Source organism: Streptomyces sp. NPDC030165 (assembly GCF_055573595.1).
In genome coordinates this window covers 187,570-202,281 of sequence record NZ_JBVIBD010000013.1, presented here as the reverse complement: position 1 = coordinate 202,281, position 14,712 = coordinate 187,570, and the positions used below count along the sequence as shown (strand labels likewise).

The 14,712-nt window shown below is 71.0% G+C and carries 9 protein-coding genes; 6 read left to right on the top strand and 3 right to left on the bottom strand.

The genetic code is table 11. The annotated features are described in order from the left end of the window. Positions 1-371: 371 nt before the first annotated feature. The 4 genes from ACZ4Z1_RS24655 (at position 372) to ACZ4Z1_RS24640 (ending at position 8,263) form a co-directional block, all read left to right on the top strand. Positions 372-2,591, top strand: a complete 2,220-nt coding sequence (locus tag ACZ4Z1_RS24655; RefSeq protein ID WP_468488771.1) for an IucA/IucC family protein — start codon at positions 372-374, stop codon at positions 2,589-2,591. Positions 2,592-2,743: 152 nt separating this feature from the next. Next, entirely contained in the window at positions 2,744-3,502 is a 759-nt protein-coding gene (locus ACZ4Z1_RS24650; RefSeq protein WP_468488770.1) for a GNAT family N-acetyltransferase, read from the top strand. Between the two features lie 769 nt (positions 3,503-4,271). Further along, on the top strand, positions 4,272-6,248 hold the full coding sequence (locus tag ACZ4Z1_RS24645) for an IucA/IucC family protein (protein WP_468488832.1): 1,977 nt from the start codon (positions 4,272-4,274) through the stop codon (positions 6,246-6,248). 41 nt (positions 6,249-6,289) lie between these two features. Next, on the top strand, positions 6,290-8,263 hold the full coding sequence (locus ACZ4Z1_RS24640) for an ATP-dependent DNA helicase (RefSeq protein ID WP_468488769.1): 1,974 nt from the start codon (positions 6,290-6,292) through the stop codon (positions 8,261-8,263). A 167-nt stretch (positions 8,264-8,430) separates the two neighbouring features. Here ACZ4Z1_RS24640 and ACZ4Z1_RS24635 read toward each other — a convergent pair whose 3' ends face one another. Further along, a complete protein-coding gene (locus ACZ4Z1_RS24635; RefSeq protein ID WP_468488768.1) occupies positions 8,431-8,802 on the bottom strand; it encodes a hypothetical protein in 372 nt (123 codons plus the stop codon). A gap of 257 nt (positions 8,803-9,059) precedes the next feature. Further along, positions 9,060-9,848: a transcriptional repressor LexA gene (gene lexA, locus ACZ4Z1_RS24630; protein WP_365845266.1), complete on the bottom strand. Its 789-nt coding sequence runs from the start codon at positions 9,846-9,848 to the stop codon at positions 9,060-9,062. Between the two features lie 544 nt (positions 9,849-10,392). On the opposite strand from lexA, the gene nrdR reads away from it, so the two are divergent. Beyond that, positions 10,393-10,923 carry a transcriptional regulator NrdR gene (gene nrdR / locus ACZ4Z1_RS24625; protein WP_468488767.1) on the top strand — a complete coding sequence of 177 codons (531 nt, stop codon included), beginning with the start codon at positions 10,393-10,395 and terminating at the stop codon, positions 10,921-10,923. Positions 10,924-11,043: 120 nt separating this feature from the next. Next, positions 11,044-13,920: a vitamin B12-dependent ribonucleotide reductase gene (locus ACZ4Z1_RS24620; RefSeq protein ID WP_468488766.1), complete on the top strand. Its 2,877-nt coding sequence runs from the start codon at positions 11,044-11,046 to the stop codon at positions 13,918-13,920. Between the two features lie 159 nt (positions 13,921-14,079). Here the strand turns inward: ACZ4Z1_RS24620 and ACZ4Z1_RS24615 are convergent, their stop codons facing one another. Beyond that, positions 14,080-14,601, bottom strand: coding sequence for a TerD family protein (locus ACZ4Z1_RS24615; RefSeq protein WP_468488765.1), 522 nt, complete (start codon positions 14,599-14,601; stop codon positions 14,080-14,082). Positions 14,602-14,712: the final 111 nt, after the last annotated feature.

The window sequence follows — 14,712 nt, the reverse complement described above, 5'->3', positions numbered from 1 at the left end:
GCGTCGCTCCGGCTCGTGCGCCTTTGCTGCGCCGTACGTTTTTACGGGGGCGGGGGTTCTCGTGGGGGGACCGGTCTTTCCGGAAGCACCGGTTCTTGCGGATGTACCGGTTCTTATGGATGTACCGGTCCTTCCGCGTGCACCGGTCTTCATGGACGTACTGGTCCTCGCGGCTGCGCGGTTCAGCCCGGCAGCGCCGTTCCTCACGGCTGCACGGTTCCTCGCGTCTGCACTGTTCCGCACGTCTCCGCTGCTCCTCACGGCCGCGCGATTCTTCGCGGGCGCCCGCTCGCCCACCGCCTCACGCGCCCTCATCGCCCCACCACATTCCAGACCGCGTCGACCGCGCCGACCCTGCGAGGCACACCCCGATGAACGAACGCCCTGGCCCCGACGGGACTCCGGCCGACGAGCGCCGTCTGTCCCGTGAACCCCTGGCCCGGCTGCGGGAACCCGCCGTGCCGCGCCAGAACCGGCGCACCGGCGCCCACGACACCGGGGAGGGCGGTGAGCACGGCGGTCACACCGGCTGCTCCGTACGGCTCGGCCATTACGAGCGGCACGGTCACGAGGACTGCCACGGGCTGGGGGCGACCCGGGTCGTCACCGTGTACGCGGACGACGAAGCCGAAGCCGAAGTCGAGGCCGAGCCCCCGGCCGGGGACGCCCACCTGGCCGAAGACCCCGTACAAGTTCCTGGACAGGACGCCGTACGGGATTCCGCACAAGACCTGACGCAGGCCCCCGCGCAGGACCGGCTGGAGCACCAGGACCCGGCCGTCGCCGCCGACGCGGCCGGCGCCGAGAGCCTGCTCCGTTGCTGGATCCGGGAGAGCGGTACGCCCCGCCCGGCCGGCGACCGGCTGCGCATCCCCCTCGAAGCCAGCGCGACGGTCCTGCATGTACCCGTCCTGTACTGGTCGGACACCGGCTGGCACCGTCTCGGCGCGCCCGTACTGGAAGGCGCCCCCGCCGACGCGGCGCCCCTGGACGCGGTGACCCTCGCCGCCCTGCTGCGCCGCGAGGCCGTACGCGCCGGTACGGGCAGCGGTGGCACGGGCAGTGGCAGTACGGGCAGCGCCGGTATCGGTACCACCGCGCGCCCGACCGCCCACCCCTCCGGAACGCCGGACAGCGAGAGCACCGACCTCGTCGGCCGCGTAGCCGACTCCGTACGGCACACCGCGGCCTTCCTCACCGACCGGCGCGCCACCCCGGCCGACGACCCCGGCGGCTCACGCTTCCTCGCCGCCGAACAAGCCCTGCTCTTCGGCCACCCCATGCACCCGACCCCCAAGAGCCGGGAGGGGCTGACCGACGCCGAGACGCGCGCCTACTCCCCGGAGCTGCGCGGCGCGTTCCGCCTCCACTGGACGGCCGTCCACCGGGACGTGTTCACCGCCGCCTCGGCCTGGACCGAGCGCGGCCGGACCGTTCCCGCCGAGCAGCTGGCCGCCCGCCTCGCCGCGGGCGCGCCCCAGGCGCCCGCCGGCACCCTGCCGCTGCCGATGCACCCGTGGCAGGCCCGCCAGCTCGGCCATCGTCCGGACATCGCCGCCCTGTACGAGGCGGGCCTCCTCCACGACCTGGGCCCCGGCGGCCCCGTCTGGCACCCCACCTCCTCCGTACGCACCGTCTTCCGCCCCGGCTGCGACGCCATGCTCAAGCTCTCCCTGGGCGTACGCATCACCAACTCCCGCCGCGACAACCTCCGCAAGGAACTGGAACGCGGCGTCGAGGCGCACCGGCTGCTCCGTACCGGCCTGGCCGCGCAGTGGCGGGCCGCCTTCCCCGGCTCGCCGGGCTTCGACATCGTCCGCGACCCGGCCTGGTTCGGTGTCACCGGAGCGGACGGCGAGCCGGTGCGCGGGCTGGACGTGGTCGTCCGGCACAATCCCTTCGCCGCCACCGACGACGCCGTGTGCATCGCCGCCCTCACCTCGCCCCGCCCCTGGCCGGGCCACACCGGCCTGCGCTCCCGCCTCGCCGACATCATCGGCAGGCTCACCGCCCGCACCGGACGGCCCGCGGGCGCCGTCGCCACCGAGTGGTTCCTGCGCTACCTCGAAGCGGTGGTGCGGCCCGTCCTCTGGCTCGACGGCACCGCGGGGGTCGCCCTCGAAGCGCATCAGCAGAACACCCTCGTCCTGCTGGACCGGGACGGCTGGCCCGCCGGCGGCCGCTACCGGGACAACCAGGGCTACTACTTCCGCGAGTCACGCCGTACGGAGCTGGCACGGCGGCTGCCCGGCATCGGCGCCACCAGCGACACCTTCGTCTCCGACGAGGTCACCGACGAACGCTTCGCCTACTACCTCGGCATCAACAACGTCCTCGGCCTCATCGGTGCCTTCGGATCCCAGCGCCTGGCCGGGGAGAAGGTGCTCCTCGCGGCCTTCCGGCGGTTCCTCACCGATGCCGCCACCGGGCCCGCGGAACACCGTTCACCGCTGCCCGGCCGGCTTCTGGAAGCCAGCACCCTGCGCTGCAAGGCCAACCTGCTGACCCGGCTGCGCGGCCTCGACGAACTCGTCGGCCCCGTCGACACCCAGTCCGTCTACGTCACCATCCCCAATCCTCTGCACCCCTGACCCCCTGCCACCCGTCCCCACCGTCCCCACCGTCCCCCTCCCCGCTCCTTTCCTGTCCCCGGCCCCGGCCCCCAACCCGACTGTGTCCCCCGACCCCCTGCCCGCCCGCCCCGTGACCTCGTGAGGAGGCCCGGAAAGGAGAGAGCGCCATCGTGCCCCCCACCGAATCCGGCATCGACCCAGGATCCGACGAAACCTTCGACCGCCCCTTCGCACCTTTCGAAGCCTCTCCGGACGACGCGCTCGACGACACCCTCGACCTGCACCTGCCGCCCGACATCACGGCGCTGTTCAGCGCGGCGCCCCTCACCGCCGCCCCGGCCGACAGCCCGGGCGGTGAAGATCTGCTCGACCACGTCGCCGGCTGGGGCCCGGCAGCCACGGCCGCCGGACCGTTCCAGCTCGTACCGGTACGCATCGAGCGCGACCTGCCGCTGATCTCCGCCTGGATGAACGACCCGGCCGTCGCGGAATTCTGGGAACTGGCCGGGTCCCAGGAGATCACTGCCGCCCACCTGCGCACCCAGCTCGACGGCGACGGACGCAGCGTTCCCTGCCTCGGCGTACTGAGCGGTGTCCCCATGAGCTACTGGGAGGTCTACCGCGCCGACCTCGACCCGATCGCCCGTCACTACCCGGCCCGGCCGCACGACACGGGGCTGCACCTGCTGATCGGGGGCGTCGCCGACCGGGGACGCGGCATCGGGACCGCGCTGCTGCGGGCCGCCGCCGACCTCGTCCTGGACCACCGCCCGCCCTGCGGCCGGGTCATCGCCGAACCCGACCTGCGCAACGTCCCGTCCGTCGCCGCCTTCCTCGGCGCAGGATTCCGCTACGCCGACGAGATCGACCTGCCCGCCAAACGCGCGGCCCTCATGGTCCGCGACCGCGTCCACCGCCACCTCCTGTGACCACCCGCACTGCGCGCGCTCGCCGCCGACGTTCCCCCGCCGGTGGCTCCCGCCTGTCCTGCTCCACCCCCAGTGCCCCCACCGCGCCCCCAACCCCTCCCGTCCCTATCGCCCCACTGCCCCCGCCCGGCCTACCCGCCTTGCTCGTGCCAGCTGCCCCGCCCGTCCCACCGGTCCTACCCTCCCCACCGTCCTCAGGCCTCCCTGCCGCACCCATTTCCTCAGCCCCACCCCACCCACCGGCCCCGCCCGGCCGCTCGGTCCAGCCATGCCCGCCGGTTCGATCACGTCCGCTGGTCTGGTCACGTCCGCCGGTCCCGACGCCTCCGCCAGCCTGGCCGCGCCCGCCAGCCCAGCCATACCCGCCGGTCCCGTACGACTCGTCCGCCCGCCCCCTTCGCACTGTCCGCGTCTCCACACCTGACCCCCTTTCTTCGCGCACTGTCCGTGTCGCTCAGGTCTCGTCCCCAGGAGTCCCGCCTTGCGTCCTTCTTCCGAACCTCTCCATAGCCCCGCGTCCGGCGCCGGCGATCCCGGCAGCGACAGCCCGGACCCCCGCGGCCGCGGCGCCGACAGCCCCGAGGCCACCGCTCCCGGCGCCGCCCACCCCGGCCGCCCCGGCGTAACCGACCTCAGCAGCCCGGGCAGCCGCCCGGGCGACGCCGCCCCCACCGCCGACACCCCCGCTGCCGGTCATGTCGCCCCTGCCCCCGGGGCTCCCATCGCCACCGGCCACGCTTTCCCCGCCTCCGCGGCGCCCGAGGCCTCCATGGCTCCCACAACTGCCGCGGCGCCCGGACACGAGCCCCCCGGCAGGGAGACGGACAGCCACCATGCGTGGCAGAGAGCCGCCCGCCGGCTGCTCGCCAAGATCCTGGCGGAATTCGCGTACGAGGAGGTCATCACTCCCGAACCCGACCCGAGTACCGCCTCCGTCCCCGGCCCACGCGACGGCCAAGGTGCCCCCGGCAGCGGCCCGGACAGCGATCCCGTCCACGGTCCCGCCGATGCCCCCGGCAGCGATCCCGTCAACGGCCCCGAAGACGCCCCCGGTCGCGACACCGACCGCACCGCCGGCCGCCACGCCGACAGCGCCCGTACCGCCGACGGATCCCGCCCCTACCGTCTGCGCCTGAGCGACGACGTCACCTACCGCTTCCGGGCCCGGCGCGGCGCGTACGGACACTGGCGTGTCGACCCCGACTCCATCACCCCCACAGGCGACCCCCTTCACTTCCTCTTCCATGCCCACGACACCGTCCTGGGCCTGTCCGGTGACACCACCGGCCACCTCGTCCGCGAGCTGACCGCCACCCTCGCCGCCGACACCCGTCTGGACGCCACGGCCCTCGGCGCGGCGGAGCTCGCCGACCTCGATTACGCCACCCTGGAAGGCCACCAGACCGGCCATCCATGGCTCGTCGCCAACAAGGGGCGGCTGGGCTTCTCGGCGACCGACGCGGCCGTCTGGTCACCCGAGGCCCGCACCCCGCAGCGGCTGCCCTGGATCGCCGCGCACCGCCGGCTGGCCGTCTACCGGGGTGTCCCGGCCCTGGCCACCCCTGATCGTCTCTACGCCGATGAACTCACCCCCGAGGTCCGTGCCGCCTTCGCCCGCACCCTCTCCTCGCAGGGCCTCGACCCCGCCGACTACCTCTACCTCCCCGTCCATCCCTGGCAGTGGGACGAGACCGTCGCACCCCTCTTCGCCCCCCAACTCGCCGACAAATCCATCGTCCCACTCACCACTGACAACGACCTGCGACTGCCCCAGCAGTCCATCCGCACCTTCCTCAACACCAGCCGCCCCCGGGCCCGTACGGTCAAGCTGCCGCTCTCCGTCCTCAACACCCTCGTCTGGCGCGGCCTGCCGACCGAACGCACCATCGCCGCCCCCGCCGTCACCGCCTGGGTCCAAGGCCTGCGCGACGCCGATCCGTACCTGCGCGACGAGACCCGGGTGATCCTGCTCGGCGAGACCGCGTCCGTCACCGTCGAGCACCCCCTGTACGACCGGCTGCCCGGCGTCCCGTACCAGTACAAGGAACTGCTGGGCTGCATCTGGCGTGAGCCGATCAGCCGCTACCTGGACCCGGGGGAGCGGGCCCGTACCCTGGCCGCGCTCCTGCAGACCGACCCGCACGGGCGGGCCTTAACGGCCGAGCTGGTGCACCGCTCGGGCCTGGCCCCCCGCGTCTGGCTGCGCCACCTCTTCGCCGCCCTGCTGCCGCCCCTGCTGCACTTCCTCTACCAGTACGGCACGGTCTTCTCCCCGCACGGCGAGAACGCCATCGTCGTCTTCGACGAGCAGGACGTCCCCACCCGCCTCGCGGTCAAGGACTTCGTCGACGACGTCAACACCAGCGCCGAGCCGCTGCCGGAGCACGCCGCGATGCCCGCCGACGTCCGTGCGGTGCTGCTCGCCGAACCGCCGGACTTCCTCACCCAGTTCATCCACTCCGGTCTCTTCGTCGGGGTGTTCCGCTACCTGGCCCCGCTGTGTGAGCAGCAACTCGCCGTGCCGGAGGCCGAGTTCTGGTCCCTCGTACGGGCGGAGATCCTGCGCCACCAAGGACGTTTCCCGCACCTGAAGAAACGCCACGAGACCTTCGACCTGCTCACCCCCCGCATCGCCCGGCTGTGCCTGAACCGCAACCGGCTCCACCTCGACGGATACCGCGACCGTGCCCAGCGCCCGCACGCCGCCGTCCACGGCACCGTGCCGAACCCCCTCCACCACCCGTGACCGAGCAGATTGTCAGTGGGCCCGCGTAGGGTGGCAGCGCTATGACGAAGCCCTCCCTCCCCGATCTGCTGCACGCCGCCGTCACCGCTGTCGGCGGCACCGAGCGCCCCGGCCAGATCGCCATGGCCGAAGCCGTCGCCGAAGCGGTCGACGACGGTTCCCACCTGCTCGTACAGGCCGGTACCGGCACCGGAAAGTCGCTCGGCTATCTGGTGCCGGCGCTGGCCCACGGCGACCGTGTGGTCGTCGCCACAGCGACCCTCGCGCTCCAGCGCCAGCTGGTCGAGCGCGACCTGCCGCGTACGGTCGAGGCCCTGCACCCGCAGCTGCGCCGCCGACCGCAGTTCGCCATGCTCAAGGGCCGCTCGAACTACGTCTGCCTGCACCGGCTGCACGAAGGCGTCCCGCAGGAAGAGGAGGAGGGCCTCTTCGACCCCTTCGAGAACGCGACGCCCACCAGCAAGCTGGGCAAGGACCTGCTGCGGCTGCGCGACTGGGCGGACGAGACCGAGACCGGTGACCGCGACGATCTCACCCCCGGCGTCTCCGACCGCGCCTGGGGCCAGGTGTCGGTCTCCTCGCGGGAGTGTCTGGGCGCCTCGAAGTGCGCGTACGGCGCGGAGTGCTTCGCCGAGGCCGCCCGCGAGCGCGCCAAGCTCGCCGATGTGATCGTCACCAACCATGCCCTCCTGGCCATCGACGCCATCGAGGGCGCTCCGGTGCTGCCGCAGCACGACGTACTGATCGTCGACGAGGCCCACGAGCTGGTCTCCCGTGTCACCGGCGTGGCCACCGGGGAGCTCACCCCCGGCCAGGTCAACCGGGCGGTCAAGCGTGCAGCCAAGCTGGTCAACGAGAAGGCCGCCGACCAGCTCCAGACCGCCTCGGAGACCTTCGAGCGCCTGATGGAGCTGGCCCTGCCCGGCCGCCTGGAGGAGATCCCCGAGGACCTGGGCTACTGCCTGATGGCGCTGCGGGACGCGGCCCGTACGGTGATCTCGGCCCTCGGCGCGACCCGCGACAAGTCCGTTCAGGACGAGGACGCCGTCCGCAAGCAGGCCCTGGCCTCCGTGGAGAACGTGCACGCGGTCGCCGAGCGCATCGCCAACGGTTCCGAGTACGACGTCGTCTGGTACGAGCGCCATGACCGCTTCGGCGCCTCCCTGCGCGTCGCGCCCCTGTCGGTCTCCGGTCTGCTGCGCGAGAAGCTCTTCGCGGACCGCTCTGTCGTGCTCACGTCAGCCACGCTCAAGCTGGGGGGGGACTTCAACGGGGTCGGCGCCTCCCTGGGGCTCGCCCCGGAGGGCACGGAGGGCGAGGACGTCCCGCAGTGGAAGGGCCTGGACGTCGGCTCGCCGTTCGATTACGGCAAGCAGGGCATCCTGTACGTCGCCAAGCACCTGGCCCAGCCGGGCCGCGAGGGCAGCCGTACGGACATGCTCGACGAGCTGGCCGAACTGATCGAGGCCGCCGGCGGCCGCACCCTCGGCCTGTTCTCCTCCATGCGCGCGGCCCAGGCCGCCGCCGAGAACCTCCGCGGACGGCTGGACATGCCGATCCTCCTCCAGGGCGAGGAGACCCTCGGCGAACTGATCCGCACCTTCGCCGCGGACGCCCGTACGTGCTTGTTCGGGACGCTCTCCCTGTGGCAGGGCGTCGACGTGCCGGGCCCGAACTGCCAGCTCGTGGTCATGGACCGGGTGCCCTTCCCGCGCCCCGACGACCCCCTGATGAGCGCCCGGCAGAAGGCCGTGGAGGAGGCCGGCGGCAACGGCTTCATGGCGGTGGCGGCGACCCACGCCGCCCTCCTCATGGCGCAGGGAGCGGGCCGCCTCGTACGCGCCACGGGCGACCGCGGCGTCGTCGCAGTACTGGACCCACGCGTCGAGCGCGCCCGCTACGGCTCCTTCCTGCGCAAGTCCATGCCCGAATTCTGGTACACCACCGACCGCAACCAGGTCCGCCGCTCCCTGGCCGCCATCGACGCGGCGGCCAAGGCCGCGGAAGAGGCGTAAGAGCGGGGCCGGAGTCTGTAGCGGGCTCATGGCCTGGGAGGCGGGCCAAGGCCTCGCCCGGGGGCGGAAACGGCAGCACAGGCCCTCCAGCAGCCGTATTCAGTCCCCGGTACCAGCCCACCCACCCGCCCCACAGCAATGCGACGCAACGGGCCGACGTGCCCACCTCACCGGGCCTGCGCCGGAAACATGCCGACCACCCCGTGTTCGGCCAGCCACCGCGCCAGCCCCCGAGGATGGACGAGGGGACGCTCGCCGCCCCATCGCTCCCACTCCAGCCCTCCGCCAAGGTGGTGGGTCAGTACACCGAGGTCCTTCCCCATCTCCCCGCGAACGGTGAACCGCAGGTCGCCCGGGCACATGCACACGAAGGCGGAGCGTGTCGGGACGACTTCCAGCAGACCGGCCAGCTCGGCGATGTCTGCCGCATTGCCCACCAGCACATCCCGCTGAACGGCTTCGGGCCGCATCGAACACACCTCGACGGAACGAGCACTCGCCCATACCCCGTCGATCTCCCGCAGCCACGCCCAGCCCACCCGTCACCCTCCCTCGTGCATACGGGCCCCGCGAGCCCCAAGCATCCGTCACCGAGACGGTCGGAAACTCTCGGGCGAACGCACAACCACCTCGCGCCCACGCCGCCCCGCATTAAACCCCGCCATCAATTGAGCACCCCCCACCCCGAGCAATCCCCTCCGCGAAAGCGGCGCCGGTTTAGGCGCAAGGGCGACCTGCGCGCAAAACCGAGCCCCGGGACCGGCGCAGTGGTCCCGGGGCTCGGTCGAGGGGTGGGTCAGACCCGCCGCAGCACTGCCACCACCTTGCCGAGGATGGTGGCCTCGTCACCGGGGATGGGCTGGTACGCGGAGTTGTGCGGGAGCAGCCATACGTGGCCGTCCTCGCGCTTGAAGCGCTTGACCGTGGCCTCGCCGTCGAGCATGGCCGCGACGATGTCGCCGTTCTCCGCGACGGGCTGGCGGCGGACCGTGACCCAGTCGCCGTCGCAGATCGCGGCCTCGACCATCGAGTCGCCGACGACCTTCAGCACGAACAGTTCGCCGTCGCCGACCAGCTGCCGGGGCAGCGGGAAGACGTCCTCGACCGACTCCTCGGCGAGGATGGGGCCGCCGGCGGCGATCCGGCCGACGAGCGGGACGTAGGATGCGGCGGGTTTGCCGGTCGTGTCGGTGGGTGCGCTGCTCGGCTGGTCGGAGCCGCGGACCTCGTACGCCCGGGGGCGGTGCGGGTCGCGGCGCAGGAATCCCTTGCGCTCCAGAGCCATGAGCTGGTGGGCGACGGACGAGGTGCTGGACAGCCCGACCGCCTGGCCGATCTCGCGCATGGACGGCGGATAGCCGCGGCGCTGGACGGAATCCCGGATGACCTCGATGACCCGGCGCTGGCGGTCGGTGAGTCCCGAACTGTCGGCGCGGATGCCTGGAGGACGGCCGGGCAGTGAGCGGGCTGGCTTCTGCCCCTCGGGATTCATCGCGTCGTCCATCGGCGGTTTCCGGGTCGGATCGAATCGGCTCTGGGAGTGGCTCTGGGCGGTGATGGTGGCGCTGTCTGCGGTGGTGGTCACGTCGGCCCCTCTCGGAATGTGCTCCCTAGTTAGCCAACGGTAGTTGCTTTCGAAAGGTTGCGCCAAACACACGTTCGAGTGAAAATTTCCGGATTAGCTGACCTGATCACGGGCTTAGGTGTATAGCCGAAAGGCAATTCGGGTCATTGCGGTACTCTTCGCCCCGAGCTGATAGCAGGGGGCGCGCGCCGTCCCGCCGGGTCCGGTCCGGGTGCCGCGACATGCCGATTCTGCCATCCCCGCCCCGCCGGAGGCGTCCCCGGGGCCCGTCCCGTACCCTCGTCGGCGGCCCTGTGAGCGGCCGCAGACGGCCCGCCCCGCCTCGACACGCTGTGGGTGCGGATGATCCACCGACACCACATGTAGTGCTTTGATGACTACGACCGCCTACAAGTTGTGGTGCCGGTGTCTTTCGAGGCTCTGGGGATCGCCTATGCTTGGGGTCGCTCCGAGGGGCCCGTGAGGGCGGCCCGGAGGTCATCAGCCGTACGCCGGGACCATGGGCGTACGACCGTAATTTTTCGAGGGTGAGGAGGGTGAATTCATGCATTGCCCCTTCTGCAGGCACCCCGACAGCCGGGTGGTCGACAGCCGCACCACCGACGACGGCACTTCGATCCGCCGGCGCCGCCAGTGCCCGGACTGCTCCCGCCGCTTCACGACCATCGAGACGGCGTCACTCATGGTGATCAAGCGGAGCGGGGTCACCGAGCCCTTCAGTCGTAACAAGGTCATCGCCGGCGTGCGCAAGGCATGCCAGGGCCGGCCGGTCACCGAGGACGCCCTCGCCAAGCTGGGGCAGCGGGTCGAGGAGGCGGTACGCGCCACCGGCAGCGCCGAGCTGTCCACCCACGACGTCGGGCTGGCCATACTGGGCCCGCTGCAGGAACTCGACCTCGTCGCGTACCTGCGCTTCGCGAGCGTCTACCGGGCCTTCGATTCGCTGGAGGACTTCGAGGCGGCCATCGCCGAGCTGCGGGAGCAGCGCGATCAGGAGCCGCCCGCGCGGGAGTGCGGATGCGAAGGGGGCGCCGGGCAGCCGGCGGTCCCGGTGCCTGCCACCGCCGCCGACTGAGATCGGCGCACCACAGACCTGACCAGGGCATATGCAGGAGTCCTGGTTGCAGACAGACACACACCGTGCCACGGGAAGAATGTGCGCACATATGGGCGTTTGCCCGTACAGGGAGGCGGAATGACAGAGACGACGAGCGGCCCGGCACGAGGCTCCCGCGCCAAGGGCAGCAAGGCGAGCAAGGGTCTGCGCATCGAGCGCATCCACACCACTCCCGGCGTGCATCCGTACGACGAGGTGACGTGGGAGCGCCGTGACGTCGTCATGACCAACTGGCGCGACGGCTCGGTCAACTTCGAGCAGCGTGGCGTCGAGTTCCCCGACTTCTGGTCGGTGAACGCGGTCAACATCGTCACGAGCAAGTACTTCCGCGGCGCGGTGGGCTCCGACACCCGGGAATCGAGCCTCAAGCAGCTCATCGACCGGGTCGTCAAGACCTACACGAAGGCCGGCGAGGACAACGGCTACTTCGCCTCCCCGGCGGACGCCGAGATCTTCGAGCACGAGCTGGCGTACGCCCTGCTCCACCAGGTCTTCAGCTTCAACTCCCCGGTGTGGTTCAACGTCGGCACGAAGCAGCCGCAGCAGGTCAGCGCGTGCTTCATCCTCTCCGTCGACGACTCCATGGACTCGATCCTGGACTGGTACAAGGAAGAGGGGATGATCTTCAAGGGCGGCTCCGGCGCCGGCCTGAACCTCTCTCGCATCCGCTCCTCCAAGGAACTGCTGTCCTCCGGCGGCAACGCCTCGGGTCCGGTCTCCTTCATGCGCGGCGCCGACGCGTCCGCCGGAACGATCAAGTCGGGCGGCGCCACCCGCCGCGCCGCCAAGATGGTCGTCCTGGACGTGGACCACCCGGACGTCGAGGCCTTCATCGACACCAAGGTGAAGGAGGAGGAGAAGGTCCGCGCCCTGCGTGACGCGGGCTTCGACATGGACCTGGGCGGCGACGACATCACGTCCGTCCAGTACCAGAACGCCAACAACTCCGTCCGCGTGAACGACGAGTTCATGAAGGCCGTCGAGACCGGCTCGAAGTTCGGCCTGCGCGGCCGGATGAACGGCGAGGTCATCGAGGAGATCGACGCCAAGGGCCTGTTCCGCAAGATGGCGGAGGCCGCCTGGGCGTGCGCCGACCCCGGCATCCAGTACGACGACACGATCAACCACTGGCACACCTCGCCGGAGTCGGGCCGGATCACCGCCTCGAACCCGTGCAGCGAGTACATGCACCTGGACAACTCCTCGTGCAACCTGGCCTCGCTGAACCTGATGAAGTTCCTGCGCGACGACGACAAGGGCAACCAGTCGTTCGACGCCGAGCGCTTCGCGAAGGTCGTCGAGCTGGTCATCACCGCGATGGACATCTCCATCTGCTTCGCGGACTTCCCCACCGAGAAGATCGGTGAGACCACCCGCGCCTTCCGCCAGCTGGGCATCGGCTACGCCAACCTCGGCGCCCTGCTGATGGCCACCGGCCACGCGTACGACTCGGACGGCGGCCGCGCCCTGGCCGGTGCCATCACCTCCCTGATGACCGGCACCTCCTACAAGCGCTCCGCCGAGCTGGCCGCGGTCGTCGGCCCGTACGACGGTTACGCCCGCAACGCCGACGCCCACAAGCGCGTCATGAAGCAGCACTCGGACGCCAACGGCGCCGCCAAGCGCATGGACGACCTGGACACCCCGGTCTGGGCCGCGGCCACCGAGGCGTGGCAGGACGTCATCCGCCTCGGCGACAAGAACGGCTTCCGCAACGCGCAGGCGTCGGTGCTCGCGCCGACCGGCACCATCGGCCTGATGATGGACTGCGACACCACGGGCGTCGAGCCGGACCTGGCCCTGGTCAAGTTCAAGAAGCTGGTCGGCGGCGGCTCCATGCAGATCGTGAACAACACGGTCCCCAAGGCGCTCAAGCGGCTCGGCTACCAGCCGGAGCAGGTCGAGGCGATCGTCGCCCACATCGCCGAGAACGGCAACGTGATCGACGCCCCCGGCCTGGACCCCGCCCACTACGAGGTCTTCGACTGCGCCATGGGCGAGCGCTCCATCTCGGCCATGGGCCACGTACGGATGATGGCGGCGGCCCAGCCGTTCCTGTCCGGCGCGATCTCCAAGACCGTCAACCTGCCCGAGTCGGCCACCGTCGAGGAGGTCGAGGAGGTCTACTTCGAGGGCTGGAAGCTCGGCCTGAAGGCGCTGGCGATCTACCGCGACAACTGCAAGGTCGGCCAGCCGCTCTCCGCCAAGAAGAAGGAGGAGGAGAAGAAGGCCGAGGAGAAGCCGGCCGAGAAGGTCGTCGAGTACCGTCCGGTCCGCAAGCGTCTGCCCAAGGGCCGTCCCGGCATCACCACCTCGTTCACGGTCGGCGGCGCCGAGGGCTACATGACCGCCAACTCCTACCCGGACGACGGTCTGGGCGAGGTCTTCCTGAAGATGTCCAAGCAGGGCTCGACCCTGGCGGGCATGATGGACGCCTTCTCCATCGCCGTCTCGGTGGGCCTCCAGTACGGCGTGCCGCTGGAGACGTACGTCTCGAAGTTCACCAACATGCGCTTCGAGCCGGCCGGCATGACGGACGACCCGGACGTGCGGATGGCGCAGTCGATCGTCGACTACATCTTCCGCCGCCTGGCGCTGGACTTCCTGCCCTTCGAGACCCGCTCCGCGCTCGGCATCCACTCCGTCGAGGAGCGCCAGCGCCACCTGGAGACCGGTTCGTACGAGCCGGTCGAGGAGGAGGAGCTGGACGTCGAGAGCCTGGCCCAGTCGGCGCCGCGCCGCCTGGAGTCCGCGAAGGAGGCCTCGACGAACGAGATCGTCGAGGAGACCGCGGCTCCGGCCCCCAAGCAGGCGCACACCAACGCGGAACTGGTGGAGATGCAGCTCGGCATCAACGCCGACGCTCCACTGTGCTTCTCCTGCGGCACGAAGATGCAGCGCGCGGGCAGCTGCTACCTGTGCGAGGGCTGCGGCTCGACCAGCGGGTGCAGCTGAGGTCGGACGCCCTCGGGGTGACTGAGTGACCAGGGTGGGGAGCCGGAATTCCGGCTCCCCACCCTGCGTTCGTGTGCGAGGCCCGTCGGCCTACCTGAAGGCAAGGCGGAGAGATGCGTCCGACGGCGTTTCCTCCGCGGAGTCAGTGTGTGATGTCTTTCAGGCGCCCATGACGGTGACGAAGGTTTCCGGGTCGGTGTCGAAGCCCCGTACGGAGGGGTGGAACCGCCATTTGCCCGACGCGTCACGGTCGAATTCCGCTATCACCGCCGCGGTGGTCCCGGCGACCGCCGCAAAGTCGCCTGCTGCCAGCTCGTCGTAACCCTCGTTGACGCGGAAGGCGGTATTGGCCACCTCCCCGAACGTCTTGCGCCCGCCACGCTGCTGAATGGCCACGCCGACGACCACGCGTGCGTAGATGTCCGCCAGCCGGTTCAGCTCCAGCACCATGGCCTCGTCGGTGCCGAGGCCCAGGCCGGTGCGGCTGTCGCGGCTGAGGACGATGGTGCCGTCGGGCGAGCGGCTGTCGAAGTGCACGAGGTAGCCGGGCGTTCCGCGCGGGTCGTCCGTCGTGTAGGTCGCGGCGATGAGGTCCAGGTCGTGGGCCGGCGTGCCCGCGGGGCTCGGGTCCCACTTGAGGGTCACTTCGACTTTGCCGATCCCTTTGTTGAGGCTGCTCACAGAGATCCCTTCCGGTGTTGCAACTCCCGGGCTGTGCAAGGCGTTCCACCAATGGTGTCACGCTCCGCACGCCCTGCCCCGGCGGTCGGGGCGACGCTGTCCGGTCGCCAG